At 66.4% G+C, this 13333-nt stretch carries 16 protein-coding genes and 1 pseudogene; 3 read left to right on the plus strand and 14 right to left on the minus strand.

The genetic code is table 11. The annotated features are described in order from the left end of the window. Nucleotides 1-126: 126 nt before the first annotated feature. Nucleotides 127-396 (minus strand): annotated as a pseudogene (locus AC1D1W_RS17065) (ATP-binding protein); the annotation flags it as partial. A gap of 450 nt (nucleotides 397-846) precedes the next feature. Between AC1D1W_RS17065 and AC1D1W_RS17070 the strand changes: the two are divergent. Then, entirely contained in the window at nucleotides 847-1266 is a 420-nt protein-coding gene (locus tag AC1D1W_RS17070) for a hypothetical protein (protein ID WP_476944312.1), read from the plus strand. Between the two features lie 85 nt (nucleotides 1267-1351). Here the strand turns inward: AC1D1W_RS17070 and AC1D1W_RS17075 are convergent, their stop codons facing one another. Together AC1D1W_RS17075 and AC1D1W_RS17080 are read right to left on the minus strand one after the other, a co-directional pair. After that, nucleotides 1352-2878: a YifB family Mg chelatase-like AAA ATPase gene (locus tag AC1D1W_RS17075; protein WP_476944313.1), complete on the minus strand. Its 1527-nt coding sequence runs from the start codon at nucleotides 2876-2878 to the stop codon at nucleotides 1352-1354. After that, the gene (locus tag AC1D1W_RS17080) at nucleotides 2879-3235 is read right to left on the minus strand and encodes a YraN family protein (RefSeq protein WP_028275215.1); all 357 of its coding nucleotides are present in this window, start codon (nucleotides 3233-3235) and stop codon (nucleotides 2879-2881) included. 171 nt (nucleotides 3236-3406) lie between these two features. Here AC1D1W_RS17080 and AC1D1W_RS17085 point away from each other — a divergent pair, with 171 nt between their 5' ends. Together AC1D1W_RS17085 and AC1D1W_RS17090 are read left to right on the plus strand one after the other, a co-directional pair. Then, nucleotides 3407-3829 (plus strand): HAD domain-containing protein, encoded by a 423-nt coding sequence (locus AC1D1W_RS17085; protein ID WP_243177174.1) that lies wholly within the window; start codon nucleotides 3407-3409, stop codon nucleotides 3827-3829. Nucleotides 3830-4260: 431 nt separating this feature from the next. Beyond that, the gene (locus AC1D1W_RS17090) at nucleotides 4261-5190 is read left to right on the plus strand and encodes a transglycosylase domain-containing protein (protein ID WP_476944314.1); all 930 of its coding nucleotides are present in this window, start codon (nucleotides 4261-4263) and stop codon (nucleotides 5188-5190) included. Nucleotides 5191-5216: 26 nt separating this feature from the next. On the opposite strand, the gene AC1D1W_RS17095 is transcribed toward AC1D1W_RS17090, so the two are convergent. The 11 genes from AC1D1W_RS17095 to AC1D1W_RS17145 form a co-directional block, all read right to left on the minus strand. Then, complete coding sequence (locus tag AC1D1W_RS17095; protein WP_018773443.1) at nucleotides 5217-5543, minus strand: DUF2469 domain-containing protein; 327 nt, start codon at nucleotides 5541-5543, stop codon at nucleotides 5217-5219. 68 nt (nucleotides 5544-5611) lie between these two features. Next, the gene (locus AC1D1W_RS17100; RefSeq protein WP_476944315.1) at nucleotides 5612-6277 is read right to left on the minus strand and encodes a ribonuclease HII; all 666 of its coding nucleotides are present in this window, start codon (nucleotides 6275-6277) and stop codon (nucleotides 5612-5614) included. Between the two features lie 10 nt (nucleotides 6278-6287). Continuing rightward, nucleotides 6288-7325 carry a signal peptidase I gene (gene lepB, locus AC1D1W_RS17105; protein WP_243177171.1) on the minus strand — a complete coding sequence of 346 codons (1038 nt, stop codon included), beginning with the start codon at nucleotides 7323-7325 and terminating at the stop codon, nucleotides 6288-6290. After that, nucleotides 7326-8006 (minus strand): signal peptidase I, encoded by a 681-nt coding sequence (gene lepB / locus AC1D1W_RS17110; protein WP_028276855.1) that lies wholly within the window; start codon nucleotides 8004-8006, stop codon nucleotides 7326-7328. A gap of 130 nt (nucleotides 8007-8136) precedes the next feature. Next, on the minus strand, nucleotides 8137-8496 hold the full coding sequence (gene rplS / locus AC1D1W_RS17115; protein ID WP_018773447.1) for a 50S ribosomal protein L19: 360 nt from the start codon (nucleotides 8494-8496) through the stop codon (nucleotides 8137-8139). A 235-nt stretch (nucleotides 8497-8731) separates the two neighbouring features. After that, complete coding sequence (gene trmD / locus AC1D1W_RS17120) at nucleotides 8732-9577, minus strand: tRNA (guanosine(37)-N1)-methyltransferase TrmD (RefSeq protein ID WP_243177170.1); 846 nt, start codon at nucleotides 9575-9577, stop codon at nucleotides 8732-8734. Further along, a complete protein-coding gene (gene rimM, locus AC1D1W_RS17125) occupies nucleotides 9578-10195 on the minus strand; it encodes a ribosome maturation factor RimM (protein ID WP_243177169.1) in 618 nt (205 codons plus the stop codon). A gap of 123 nt (nucleotides 10196-10318) precedes the next feature. Next, nucleotides 10319-10561 (minus strand): RNA-binding protein, encoded by a 243-nt coding sequence (locus AC1D1W_RS17130; protein WP_018773450.1) that lies wholly within the window; start codon nucleotides 10559-10561, stop codon nucleotides 10319-10321. A gap of 1 nt (nucleotide 10562) precedes the next feature. Beyond that, a complete protein-coding gene (rpsP, locus tag AC1D1W_RS17135) occupies nucleotides 10563-10988 on the minus strand; it encodes a 30S ribosomal protein S16 (RefSeq protein ID WP_026266438.1) in 426 nt (141 codons plus the stop codon). Between the two features lie 218 nt (nucleotides 10989-11206). Beyond that, nucleotides 11207-11644: a hypothetical protein gene (locus AC1D1W_RS17140; protein ID WP_243177168.1), complete on the minus strand. Its 438-nt coding sequence runs from the start codon at nucleotides 11642-11644 to the stop codon at nucleotides 11207-11209. Nucleotides 11645-12214: 570 nt separating this feature from the next. Continuing rightward, nucleotides 12215-13090 (minus strand): VOC family protein, encoded by an 876-nt coding sequence (locus tag AC1D1W_RS17145; RefSeq protein WP_476944316.1) that lies wholly within the window; start codon nucleotides 13088-13090, stop codon nucleotides 12215-12217. Nucleotides 13091-13333: the final 243 nt, after the last annotated feature.

Raw genomic sequence — 13333 nt, forward strand, 5'->3', positions numbered from 1 at the left:
CTCCATAGCTCATAGTAGGTCAGGGATTGTTGATTGGGGCGAAGTGTCCGGCCCTTTACATTTCATGATTGGGTATCGCGAGCGTTGACCCGTCCGTGGGGTACGCAATAGTTTTTGACGCCTCGTCAGGAAGAGTACCCCGCGGTGGGCACGGGACGCTGCCCCGGGCCGCGGCAGCCGGGGCCCGCCGCCGATGATGGCCACCGCGGTCGCGGTGTGGTGCGGGTTCTCGTAGGGCGGCCGGCGCAGCAGCCGCACGGAGCCCGAAGGCAGCGAGCACAGGGAGTGGATGGCGGTCACCTCCATGGCCTCGGTGTCGCCCAGGTCCGGCAGCAGACCGGGCAGCCGCTCGGCGAGCATGGTCTTCCCGGCGCCCGGCGGCCCCGTTAGCAGGAGGCACTCGTGCCTTGGCCTGGCCCGAGACGTCGTCGATGGCGGGAGATGGAGATAGCGATGCTCAGGCATCGTCCGGAGGTGCTCGAGACGCCGCCAGTGCCTCATCCCTCGATGGCTGAGGCGAGACGCCCCTTGAATATGCCCATACGGCACGGGGTTCAGCAGCTGGTGGGATTTCTACTTTCTGGCCTGGAGGCATGGTGTGATCGGAGATGACGCCCGCGCCCTGTCCACCACCATCAAGCTCGACGCTCTGTAACCCGCGCCGAACTCGAATTTCTCAGCTGTGCCGCCTTGAGAATAGATCTCAGATTGTGGACATGCGCTCTGAGATGGGCTGGGTCGAAAATAGGTCATAACCCATATGAAAAGTGCCGAGGCAGTGTGAAACTGGTGCTCACGCATTTTTGCCGCATGGCACTACGCGCAGTTTTGATAATGGGGGCACCAATGACTACACCGCATGAAGACTGGCAATCGCCGCAGCGGCCGATCGGACCGACCTTTGACGGACCCGTCCCGCCGAAGCAAAGCAAAAAGCGCTTCATCATTCCGGCGGCGATGCTGCTGGGCGGCATGGTGATCGGCGGAGCAGCGGTCGGCGGAGCCGCGGTCGGCAGTGAGCCACCACCGGCACGGGGGGTGACGCCTCCGGAGTGCATCAAAGCGCTGGATCTGGCAGGGGATGCGATGGGGCAGCTGGAGGTGGTGCCGAAGCTGTGGGTGCAGTCCATGGAGGCGGCATCCGACCATGACGCCGTTGCGCTGCATGCCATCACGGAGAAGGTCAACGCGGCGAGTGATCAGCTGAAGGCCGGAGCCCCGGCGCTCGGCGTGGCCGTCAGCGGTTGCCGCGACAAGGCTAAGTAGCTCGACTTCGAGGGCTTCCGGAATACTTTGTCAGTTTGGGAGTCGGCTCGGGAACGCGCAGGCATGGGCGCGACCGGGCACCTGCTTATCTGCACTTCATTCCGGCTGAAAGAATATGAACGTGAGTAGTGCCATCTGACATCTGCAATCCTGTTGTACAGGGCAGGCGCAGCACGCGGTCGTAGCCGCGGGCGGTCAGCACTCCGCGCTCCAGTGCGTAGTCCAGGATGCGGGTGGTGGGGGCATCGAGCCGAAAGGACCCGCGCAGCAGCCGCCCCGGCACCTGCGCGTTGGTTTCCATCCCGAATGGCAGCAGCCGGTCCAGCTGGCGGGCCCGGGCCGCCCGGACCCTTTCCGCGATGCTGGCCGTTCCTTCCTCGGCCGCAGGTTGGCCGAAGCCGGCGAGCGAGACCCGCTCGACTTCGAGCTGGATGTCGACCCTGTCCAGCAGCGGCCCTGACATCCGGGCCTGGTACCGGCGGCGCATGATGGGCGTGCAGATGCAGTCCACTCCTTTGCCTGTTGCCTTGCCGCAGGGACAGGGGTTGGCTGCAAGGACCAGCTGGAACCGGGCGGGATAGGCCGCGGACCCGGCCGAGCGGTGGATGACCAGCTCTCCGCTTTCCAGCGGCTGCCGCAGGGCGTCCAGAACGCCGCGGTCGTACTCCGGGGCCTCGTCCAGGAAGAGCACCCCGCGGTGGGCACGGGACGCCGCCCCGGGCCGCGGCAGCCCGGACCCGCCACCGATGATGGCCACCGCCGTCGCGGTGTGGTGCGGGTTCTCGTAGGGCGGGCGGCGCAGCAGCTGCACGGAGCCCGACGGCAGCGAACACAGCGAGTGGATTGCGGTCACCTCCATGGCCTCGGTGTCGCCCAGGTCCGGCAGCAGCCCGGGCAGCCGCTCGGCGAGCATGGTCTTCCCGGCACCCGGCGGTCCGGTCAGCAGCAGGTGGTGGGCACCGGCAGCGGCTACTTCCAATGCACGCCGCGCCGCCGCCTGGCCGGAGACATCGCACATGTCCGGCGCCAGGGCGGGACCGTTGCCGGGTTCGGGGTGGCCGGAGTCCTCGGTATCGGGTTCGAAGTCGAGGACGAGGTCCTGCGGGTCCGCGCCGCAGTCAAACGCGAGCCGGGCCAGTGTGGCATAGCCCCGGACCTGCGCGCCGGGGACCAACTCGGCCTCCGCCACGTTGGCCCGGGCCACGACGATCTCCGGGTAGCCGGCCCGGACCGCGGCCATCACGGCAGGAAGGATGCCGCGCACGGGCCGCAGCCGGCCGTCCAGGCCGAGCTCGGCGATGAAGACCGTGCGGCCCGTGGGCCGGATGTCGTTCGCCGCCAGCAGCACGGCCATGGCGATGGCGAGGTCGAATCCCGAACCGCGTTTGGGCAGGGATGCCGGGATGAGGTTGGCCGTGATCTTCCGGCGGCTCAGCGGGATCCCCGAATTCTGCGCCGCCGACCGGATCCGTTCCTTGGCCTCGTTTAGTGAGGCGTCCGGCAGGCCCAGGATCACGAACGCCGGCAGGGTCTGGCCGATGTCGGCTTCGACCTCCACAATGTAGCCGTTGAGGCCCACGAGGGCGACGGAATACGTCCGGCCCAGGGCCATCTATCCCACCCCCTTGAGGTGCTCGACGGCGGGCTCGCCAATGCCGTCGTCGACCACCGCGATCACGTCCACGCGGCACAGCGGCATCCACAGCCCCTGGGCACGGCACCACGCCGCTGCCAGCCGGTGGAGTCTTGCCAGCTTGTCCGCGCCGACAGCCTCGAAGGGATGCCCGAAGGCCAGGGATTTCCGGGTTTTCACCTCGGCGATGACCAGCGCGTCGCCGTCGAGCGCGACAATGTCGATCTCACCCTCCGGGCAGCGCCAGTTCCGCTCCACGATCCGCATGCCGTGGGCCTGCAGGAAGTCGGCCGCGAGGTCCTCCCCGCGCCGGCCCAGCACATCCTTAGCTCTCATGCCTCCAGCGTGAAGCGCCGCCAATTACGACGACAGAGCTCACCTCGGCTATGTGGAAAACGTCGCCGGGCTGCAAGAGCACATGCGTGATGAGAAAAGTATCCGCAGCCCGTTCAGCACTGCTGATCGCATAATCAAGGCAGAACGAAAGAACTGCAGGAGGAACAAGGAATGAAGGTACTTTTCCTCGATATTGACGGTGTCGTCAACCGCGTTGGTACAAGACAGAGCTTTCGCGGCTTCATGGGCATCGATCCTTTCCTGGCGTCCAAGGTCTGCAAGATCATCTTCGACACGGACGCAGCCGTTGTTCTAACGTCCACATGGCGGCATATCCCCGGCGGCCGTGAAGAAGTCGACCGACACGTTTACAAGACCTTTGACGTTACTCCGACAGCGGACACAGGTTTTCGTGGCGAGGAAGTGAAGATGTGGCTGGACCGGCATCCGGAAGTGACGCGGTATGCCATTGTCGACGACGATACTGACTTCTATGCCGATCAGCCCTTTTTCAAAACGAGCTGGCAAACGGGAATCTCCGACGAGGTTGCGCAGCAGGTAACCGAATTTCTCAACAGTGGAGATACCCCCTGAGTGCACATCTACCAACGTTGGGAAACTTCGCCGAAGCGCCTGCCGACGGCCCGGGATCCAGGCGGATCCCGGGCGGCCACTTCCGGCGATCAACTCCGTGGCGGCATTGACAGGACGTGTTGATGCGATTGTCAGACAACGAAACGTAGCCAATGCCTGCAAGGCCCGCCTAGGCTTTTCCCAACCCCCTCGAATTCCGCGGGGCGTCCGTAGTCTCTCCTGAGGATCGGCCGAAGGATCGGCGTATGGAATATCGAGCGGCCCAGCCGCTGGGAACGCAGCAGCTTACGGAACCGGGTCCGCCCGGCGGGCAGGCAGGCCCCAGCTGGCCCCCACCACCACCGCCTGAGCCCGAGACCTGGCCCCCACCACCGCGGCTTGCGCCAGGGCCCGCCCCAGCAAGGCCTGAGCCCGGGAGCTGGCCCCCGCCAGTGCGGTCAGAGCCCGGCCCCGCGCCAGAGCCTGAGCCGGCAGCTCCGGCGGGAAAACGCAAGCACCGGGTCCGGCGTCTGCTCGCCAGGAGCTTCAAGTTCGCCCTCGCCATGGTGGTCATCACGGAGCTGGCCGCCGTCTCCTTCATCTGGTTCGCTCCCCCGCGCACTGCCTACATGCTGCAGACCGGCGGCCCGATCGCCTACCAGTACGTGTCCCTGAACCACATCAGCCGCTATGTCATCGCCGCGGCCGTCGCCCACGAGGACCAACAGCTGGGAACGCGTGTTGGCGCGTTCTCCGTTGATGATTTCCGGGACAGGGCCGTCGCCTACCTGCAGGGCGAGGATGACCCGAGCGGTTCCACGGTCCCGCAGCAACTGGTCAAGAACATCTTCCTTTGGCCTGATGCGAATGCCCTGAGGAAGGGGCTGGAGGCCGGGCTAGCCACCGAGTTCAGCCTCACCCTGACCCCGCAACGGATCATGGAGCTGTATCTGAACTACGCGCAGTTCGGCCCTAAGCTGTACGGCATCTGCGCGGCGAGCTGGTACTACTTCGACGAACCCCCATGGAACATGTCCGAGTATCAGGCTGCGCAATTGATGGGGGTCCTGCCACTGCCCACACTCGTCACCCGGGCGGCGGGAGGCGGCATCTATCTCGGCCCGGGGGTCCACCCCAAAGTGTGGGACTACGTCAACGGTGCGGCCAACGTGTGGGTCCCCAGGCAGATCGAGGGGCTCGGCGGATGGAAGGCGGCCGTCGCAACCATCGGAATCGGCGACACAGCGTCCGACCACGCCGCCGAGCGGGGATCCGCGAACCCGGATGGCTGCGGTTCGTATCCGGAGAGTGTGCTGGACCTGCTGCGGCAGCAGGGCGTTGCCCTGGACCGCAACGGGAAACCTGCGCCACTCAGGGGCTAGGAAACCCGAAAACTAGGAAGCCAGGGTCAGTTGCCCAGGTCCTCGACCTTGGGCAGGGCGAGTTCCTCGCTGCGGGGCAGTTCCTCGACGTTGACGTCCTTGAACGTGATGACGCGGACGCTCTTGACGAACCGGGCGGAGCGGTAGACATCCCACACCCAAGCGTCCTGCAGGGTCAGGTCGAAGTAGACCTCGCCGTCGGCGCTGCGGGCCTGCAGGTCAACGTGGTTGGCAAGGTAGAAACGCCGTTCGGTCTCGACCACATAGCTGAACAGCCCGACGACGTCGCGGTATTCGCGGTAGAGCTGTAGCTCCATGTCGGTCTCATAGTTTTCAAGGTCCTCGGCACTCATGGTTCCATCTTGCACCATCCGGCGCCGGCCGCGCGCCACCGGCCGTCGCGCCCGAGCGGCCAGAACAGCTAGAGCAGCTGCCAGCTGACCCGGTGGTACGGCGTGGGACCGGAGGTCCGCAGCGCCTCCTTGTGCGCTGCGGTGCCGTAGCCCTTGTTCACGTCCCAGCCGTAGGCCGGGTACTGGGTATGCAGCTCGCACATCATCGCATCGCGCTCGACTTTCGCGATGATGCTGGCCGCGGCGACGCTGAGGCACTGCATGTCGGCTTTGACCAGTGTGTGCACCGGGGCGTCGCAGCCGGGTTCGGCGGGGGCATCGTCAAACAAGGACGGCTGCAGATCCGGCGAGAGCCAGTTGTGGCTGCCGTCCAGCAGGACAACCTCGGGCCTGATGCCGGCGGCGAGCACGGCAAACCAGGCCCGGTTCCCGGCAAGACGGAGCGCCGCGATGATCCCGAGGTCGTCGATCTCGTTCGCGGACGCATGCCCGACGGCGGAGGCGACGCTCCAGTCCCGGACCAGCGGCACCAGCCGCTCCCGGTCCGCGACCTTGAGCAGCTTGCTGTCCCGGACATCGGCCAGGAGCTTCTGTTGCTGCAGGTCCACGACGGCGATCCCCACGCTGACGGGACCGGCCAGGGCGCCGCGGCCGACCTCGTCGATGCCCGCGAGGAGCCGTGCGCCGGAGCTGCGGAAGCGGCGTTCGTAGTCGAGGGTGGGGGCTGCTGACATGACGGGCGGCTTACTTTCCGGACGGGGCGGGGACGCCGCGGAAGACGTCCGGGTAGTTGTCCAGGGCCGACATCCTGTTCAGCGGCCAGGCGATGACGGCGGCCTTGCCTTCAATGTCGGATTCGTTGACGAAGCCGCCGTTGGTGTCCATATGGGCACGGGAATCCGCGGAGTGGTTGCGGTTGTCGCCCATGACCCAGACCTTGCCCGCGGGCACGACGACGTCAAAGTCGCGGACCTGGGGAATCTCTGCGGAATTGATGTATTTCTCGTCCAGCGGCGCGCCATTGACGGTGAGCTGTCCGCCGGCGTCGCAGCAGACCACGTGGTCACCCGGGAGCCCGATGACGCGCTTGACCAGATGCTGTTCCGAGTTGTCCGGCAGCAAACCGACGAACGTCAGCCCGTCCTGCACCCAGGTGAAGGGGCCCTTGGCCTTTGGAGCCGCGGGGGCGAGCCAGCCCTGGCTGTCCCGGAACACCACCACGTCCCCGCGCTGGAGCGCCATGGGCTCGGGCACGAGCAGGTTCACGAAGATGCGGTCGTTCACATCGAGGGTGTTGACCATGGATTCGGAGGGGATGTAGAAGGCCCGGAACAGGAAGGTCTTGATCAGGAAGGACAGCACGATCGCCACGACGACCACCGTGGCAACCTCCTTCAGCCACAGGAAGAGCGGGCTGCGCCCTTCTCGGGCCTTGGCCTTCCTGGCCCGGCGGGATGTTGGATCGGCGTGGGCGGGGCCGTCGGCCCGCTCCCTCCCCGTCGGCTCAGGCGCGGTCGGCCCAGCCGCGGTCGGGGCGGGCGCGGTCGGCCCAGCCGCGGTCGGGGCAGTCTCCGACCGGGCAGTCTCGATACGGGCAGCCTGGATACGATCAGCGCGCTGCGCACCGGTGCTGTCGTCCTGCGACGCAGGAGCCGACGCCGGAGCAGGAGCCGGCGCACCAGCCGGTGGATCCGCCGGCTCGTCCGCGGGAATCGCCGAGGCGGTAACCCGGGGTCGGTCCTGGCCCTGCGGATCAGGAGTGCGCGGTTCGGTCTCGGGCATCTACTGTCCGTTCGTCGTCGTCGTTGTCGCAGCCGGTTCGGGCCGCGCTACTGCTGCAAATCTATCAAGCGGCCAGATGATCTGTACCGGCCTGCCAATGACGCGTTCCAGCGGCACCATGCCCCCGCCAGGGGCGCCCAGGAGGCTCCGGGAATCGGCGGACATCGAGCGGTGGTCCCCCATGAGCCAGAGCCGCCCGGCAGGCACCTGGACGGCGAACTTCACATCGCTCGGGGTGTCCCCCGGATACACATACGGTTCCGCAACTTGCTGGCCGTTGACTGTGAGCCGGCCGCCGGCGTCGCAGCAGACCACACGGTCGCCTGGCAGTCCGATGACGCGCTTGACATACGTGGTGTCGCTGCCCGCCAGGCCAAGCCAGCGTCCGGCTTCGGCGAGGGCATCGACCACGGGGCCGTTGCCACTGTTGAGCGGGGCAAAGGAACCGCGGCCGTCAAAGACGACGACGTCGCCCCGGCCCAAGGGCTTAGCTTGGAAGCCGGTCCGCGCCACCACGATCCGGTCCCCCGTGTGCAGGAGCGGCTCCATGGAGGCGGACGGGATGAAGAAGATGTCCACCCACAGGGAGCGGACCACGGCGCTGATGGCCACGGCGAGCACCAGGGCCAGCAACGCAAAACGCCAGCCCGGTTTCCTGGGCTGGCGTTTTGGCTGTTCCATGTTCCGTATCCCCTGGCGCTGTCGTGAACTAATGTGCGCTGTTGCGGATAGCTCCGGCGCCGCACTAGCTGACGCACCGGATACGGTCCGTGGATCCGCGGTGGAAGCCTGTCGTGGAAGACGAAAAAGCTTACTTGGCGGTCTGGAAGTCGCGCTTTTCCTTGATCTTCGCGGCCTTACCACGCAGGTTACGCATGTAGTAAAGCTTGGCGCGGCGCACGTCACCCTTGGAGACGAGCTCGACCTTGTCGATGATCGGGGAGTGCACCGGGAAGGTACGCTCTACGCCGACACCGAAGGAGACCTTGCGGACGGTGAAGGTTTCGCGGACGCCATCGCCCTGGCGTCCAAGGACGAAGCCCTGGAAGACCTGGACGCGGGAGTTCTTGCCTTCGATGATGTTCACGTGAACCTTGATGGTGTCACCCGCGCGGAACTCGGGAACATCGGTGCGCAGCGAGGCTGCATCTACGGAATCGAGGATATGCATTGATCCACTCCTGGTGAACGCCACAGGTCACTCACGTTGGGTTACGGCGGTCAGGGCCGGTGGCATGCGCCGCCCGCAAATTTCCGCCGAAAGTTTGTCAATCCGGCCCTGTCAGGAGTAGACGGGGCCGGGGTGCCGGGCTGTTGGTAGCGCTCCCCCTGTGGCAGGTTCGCAACCCAGCAGGCACAAGGACTAATTTTGCCACATTTTGTGCGGGTTAGCCCAATCCCGGCGGTTAGGCGTCGGGACGGCGCAGCAGGCGGCCGTCGACGACGTCGTACCCCAGGTCGGAGAAGGCCGTACGGTCCGCGCGGGGCAGCTTGCCGGCGTCGAACTCCACGAGGAGGTCGGGACGGCGTTCGGCGGTGCGCCGGTACTGCTCATGCCGGCGCCACTGGGCGATCTTGCCGTGGTTGCCGCTCAGCAGCACGGCCGGGACGTCCCGGTCCCGCCAGCTGGAGGGCTTGGTGTAGACGGGGTATTCGAGCAGCCCGTCCGAGTGGGATTCCTCCACGAGGGACTCGGGGTTGCCGACGACGCCGGGCAGCAGCCGGCCGATGGCCTCGACCATGGCCAGCACGGCGACCTCGCCGCCGTTGAGGACGTAGTCCCCCAGGCTCATCGGGCGCACCGTGAAGTGCTCCGCGGCCCACTCCAGGACCCGTTCATCGATGCCCTCGTACCGGCCGCAGGCGAACACCAACTGGTCCTCCTCGGCGAGCTGATGGGCGGTGGCCTGGGTGAAGCGCTCCCCCGCCGGTGACGGAACGATCAGGACAGGCTTGGCGGCACCGTCCGGGCCGGCAGACTCTGGGGTGCCGCCGTCGTCAGGGGCACCGGCGTCCCCGGACCGCCCGGCGGCCACGGCGGTGAGGGCCTGAGCCCAGGGTTCGGGCTTCATGACCATGCCGGCGCCGCCGCCGTAGGGGGTGTCATCGACCGTGCGGTGCCGGTCGGTGGTGTAGTCACGCAGGTCATGGACCTTGAGGTCCAGCAGGCCGTCCTGGCGGGCCTTGCCGATCAGCGACAGCTCCAGCGGGGCCAGGTACTCCGGAAAGATACTGACGACGTCGATTCTCATCTACGCGTTGCCCTGCTCTTCGGAGTTCCGGGCCGCGGCACCTTGGGCTTTGGGATCCTGGGCTGCGGGGTTTTGGGCCTCGGGGTTTTGGGCCTCGGGCGCCTCGTCCGTGTTGACTTCGAACAGTCCGGGCGGCGGGGTGACGAGGACGTACTTTTCAGCCACGTTAACCTCGGGCACAATCTGCTCGACAAAGGGGATCAGGACTTCCTTGCCGTCATCCGTCGTGACCACCAGCAGGTCCTGGACGGGCAGCGTGTGCAGCGCCGAGACCTTGCCGACCACATTGTCGCCCACGCGGACCTCCAGGCCCACGAGCTCATGCTCGTACCAGCCCTCATCGTCGTCCTCGGCGCCGATGTCTTCGGTTTCGATGAACAGCTTGGCGCCGCGCAGGCCCTCAGCCTCGTTGCGGGTCTCGATCTCGTCAAAGGCCAGCAACAGGATGTCCTTGTTCCAGCGGGCGCTGAACACCGTCAGCGGCCCGGCCGAGCCGGGTTCCACGATGAACTGGGTGCCGGGGACAAAACGGTCGCCGGGCGCGTCGGTGAGCACCTGGACAGTCACTTCGCCGCGGATGCCGTGGGGCTTGCCGATTCGTGCCACCTGGAGCTGCATCTGTTCCTCTGTTCGGGGTTGGTGATTCTGTATTCTCTGGTGCGGAATAACGGGAAAACAGTCCGGCCCCTCCACCGTTATCTGGTGAAGGGGCCGGACTCAAGACAAGTAGTGCTGAAAGCGTTACCGGCGGCGGTCGGTGTCGACGACGTCGACCCTGACCGGCTCGCCGTCCGCCAGCGCCGCAACCACAGTGCGCAATGCGCGTGCGGTCCGGCCCTGCCGGCCGATCACCCGTCCGAGGTCGTCCTGATGAACGCGCACCTCGAGGGTTTCCCCGCGGCGGTTGTTCTTCGCACTGACCTTGACGTCCTCGGGGCTGTCAACAATCCCGCGGACCAGGTGTTCGAGCGCTTCTGCCAGCAATTTACTCAGCCTCGGTGGTCTCTGCTTCGGCGGCGTCGGCGGGAGCCTCGGCAGCTTCGTCCTTCTTGGCCTTCTTGGTGATGGCTTCCGGGATGATCACGGAACCCTTTTCCGGGGTAACGAAGGCAGCCTTGGGAGCCTTGGTCTTCAAGGTTCCCTCCTGGCCCGGGAGACCCTTGAACTTCTGCCAGTCACCGGTGATCTTCAGGATCGCGGCAACCTGCTCGGACGGCTGTGCGCCGACGCCGAGCCAGTACTGGGCACGGTCCGTGTCGACCTCGATGTACGAGGGCTCTTCGGTCGGGTGGTACTTGCCGATCTCTTCGATAGCACGGCCATCACGCTTGGAGCGTGAGTCCATGACGACGATGCGGTAGTACGGTGCGCGCATCTTACCGAAGCGCTTAAGGCGAATCTTTACGGCCACTTTTGTGGTCACTCCTGTTTCTGAAACGGGGTCGAGCCCGGCGTTCTGCACCCGTGGGGCGGGCCGTACTTGGGGGTTCTAAAGGACAAGATCCAGACGCGGAGAGAGGGGCCACGCAGATCGAGTACCTGTTCATTGTGCCAGATCACCGGCAGGATTTCGACTTGACACGAGCTTGGCGCACCACCGCGCGGCCTGGAAGCGGCCTCGAGGGCCGGTCAGGACGTCCAGACGAAGAGGCCGGACCTGGTGGCGGGGTCGACGCCGGCGGCGAGCTCGGCAATCCGGCGCACGTAGTCCCGGGCCTCGTCCGGACCGAAGGGCATGTCCTCCTCGGCGGCCCAGTTGGCGGCGACATCCTCCAGGACGTCACCCTCCCCTTCGGTTTCATAGCTGAGCAGTTCCGCCAGCGTGCGGACCATTGCCGCCGGGACGCCGAGCAGCGAGTCGCTGGCCACGTCGACCATGGCCAGTTCATAGTCCGCGCCCGGGGCGTGCACGGCGACGCCGGCGAGGTCCCCCAGCCGCTCCACCTCGAAGTCGCTGATCTCCGGGATGCGGACGGCGCCCGGGGCGGCCGGACTGCCGCCTTCCAGTGCGCCGGCGCGCTCGAGGGCTTCTTCGTGGGTGGACACAAAGAGTTCGGTGAATCCCATGCAGCTGGTCCTTAGGGTTCGGCGGTCCGCAGACCGCTGTTTTCGACGTCGCTTCAGCCTAGCCGCTTCAGCACGGCCCAGCCCCGCCCGCTGGACATGCCCTCCCCTAACCCTGAGCACTGGACATATGGCATCTATGTCCATTCGAGACTGCGAGCAATGGACATGCCCCTCGCTGGCCCGGGGAACCCGACCCCGCCCGTGGACACGCCCTCCCCCGACCGTGAGCACTGGACATGTGGCAACTATGTCTATTCCCGGCTGCGAGCAATGGACATGTTCCAGTGTCCTGCTGGCGAAGTGTGGACATGTCCTTCGCTGGCCCCGGGGGAACCTTGCCCACTCCGGCGAAGGTCGCTGGGCATGCCCCGTCCTGACAGCAACCAATGAACATATGGCGTCTATGTCTATTCCCGGCTGTGGGCAATGGACATGCTCCGATGTCCCGCCTGGGAACAGTGGCCATGTCCCTCGCTGGCCCGGGGAACCCAACCAAGGCCCGCCGGCGAAGAGTGGACATGTCCTGTGCGCGCTGGAGATACCCAGCGGCCAGCTTGCCGGGCAGAACTTCTAGCGCACGGCGACGCGGATCCGATTGCGCCACGGGTCCTCGAAGCGCAGCTCGGCGCCGGTGTGGTGGGATTCGACGCCGGCAGCCTTGAGCCGGTCGGCCAGGGCCGCGACGTCGTCGCCGGAGGGCACTTCGATGAGGACCTCGCCCAGGCCCAGCGTGTCGCGCCGGGGGCCCGCGCCGCGGCTGTTCCATACGTTCATGGCCATGTGGTGGTGGTATCCGCCAGCCGAGACGAACAGCGCCTGGCCGTGCCAGCCCGCGGTCTTCTCGAAGCCGAGCGTGCCGACATAGAACTCATGCGCCGACTGGACGTCGCCGACCTGCAGGTGGACGTGCCCGACGCCGGCGGCGGCCTGGCGCTGGCCGGCCACGGACTCCTCGGTCAGGTATTGCTGCAGGTAGCGCTGCGGCGGCAGGGCGAGACTGTCCATGACGACGTTCTTGCCCTCCCAGGACCACGCCGCCCGCGGCCGGTCCCAGTACAGCTCGATGCCGTTGCCTTCGGGGTCGTTGAAGTAGAACGCCTCGCTGACGAGGTGGTCCGCGCTGCCGGTGAAGGACTGGGGCTCGTACTGGGCCGCGGTGGCGATGGTGGCCGCCAGGGAGTGCTGGTCCTCGAAGAGGAGGGCGGTGTGGAAGAGCCCGGCCTCGCCGCGGGAAGGTAGAAGCAGGTCCGGGGCAGGCGCCAGATGCACCAGCGGCTTCTGCTGGCGCCCAAGGTAGAGCCCGCCGTCCTGTTCGGCCACAGTCTCCAGGCCGAGGGCGCGCTGGTAGTAGCCGGTCATGAGCTTCATGTCGCCGACCTTGAGCATCACGGTGCCCATGGTGAGTTCGGCAGGAAGGAGGTCCTGGGTGCTGGCTTCTGCGGTCATGGCAACGCTCCGTGGATTTGTTAGCCGCCGGCCTTCGGCGACTCTATAAAGCTAAATTACTTGAAGCTTCAATTTATTCCTCATGGCCGCTTGGCTCCCGGCCTACCGGCAGCCCACGCAGCACGATATGCCGGATCCGGCGGAGCGTGGCCGGATTGCTCCGCGGATCTTCGGCCGTGACGAGGACATCAGCGCTTGCCCCTTCACCGATGGACTCCGCGCCGAGCCAGGTCCGCGCGGACC

Source organism: Arthrobacter sp. P1_B4 (assembly GCF_056406555.1).

Coding starts and splice junctions, on each gene's coding strand:
- AC1D1W_RS17070 (WP_476944312.1), top strand. CDS start 847: ATGACTACACCGCATGAAGACTGGCAATCGCCGCAGCGGCCGATCGGA.
- AC1D1W_RS17075 (WP_476944313.1), bottom strand. CDS start 2,878: ATGGCCCTGGGCCGGACGTATTCCGTCGCCCTCGTGGGCCTCAACGGC.
- AC1D1W_RS17080 (WP_028275215.1), bottom strand. CDS start 3,235: ATGAGAGCTAAGGATGTGCTGGGCCGGCGCGGGGAGGACCTCGCGGCC.
- AC1D1W_RS17085 (WP_243177174.1), top strand. CDS start 3,407: ATGAAGGTACTTTTCCTCGATATTGACGGTGTCGTCAACCGCGTTGGT.
- AC1D1W_RS17095 (WP_018773443.1), bottom strand. CDS start 5,543: ATGAGTGCCGAGGACCTTGAAAACTATGAGACCGACATGGAGCTACAG.
- AC1D1W_RS17100 (WP_476944315.1), bottom strand. CDS start 6,277: ATGTCAGCAGCCCCCACCCTCGACTACGAACGCCGCTTCCGCAGCTCC.
- lepB (WP_243177171.1), bottom strand. CDS start 7,325: ATGCCCGAGACCGAACCGCGCACTCCTGATCCGCAGGGCCAGGACCGA.
- lepB (WP_028276855.1), bottom strand. CDS start 8,006: ATGGAACAGCCAAAACGCCAGCCCAGGAAACCGGGCTGGCGTTTTGCG.
- rplS (WP_018773447.1), bottom strand. CDS start 8,496: ATGCATATCCTCGATTCCGTAGATGCAGCCTCGCTGCGCACCGATGTT.
- trmD (WP_243177170.1), bottom strand. CDS start 9,577: ATGAGAATCGACGTCGTCAGTATCTTTCCGGAGTACCTGGCCCCGCTG.
- rimM (WP_243177169.1), bottom strand. CDS start 10,195: ATGCAGCTCCAGGTGGCACGAATCGGCAAGCCCCACGGCATCCGCGGC.
- AC1D1W_RS17140 (WP_243177168.1), bottom strand. CDS start 11,644: ATGGGATTCACCGAACTCTTTGTGTCCACCCACGAAGAAGCCCTCGAG.
- AC1D1W_RS17145 (WP_476944316.1), bottom strand. CDS start 13,090: ATGACCGCAGAAGCCAGCACCCAGGACCTCCTTCCTGCCGAACTCACC.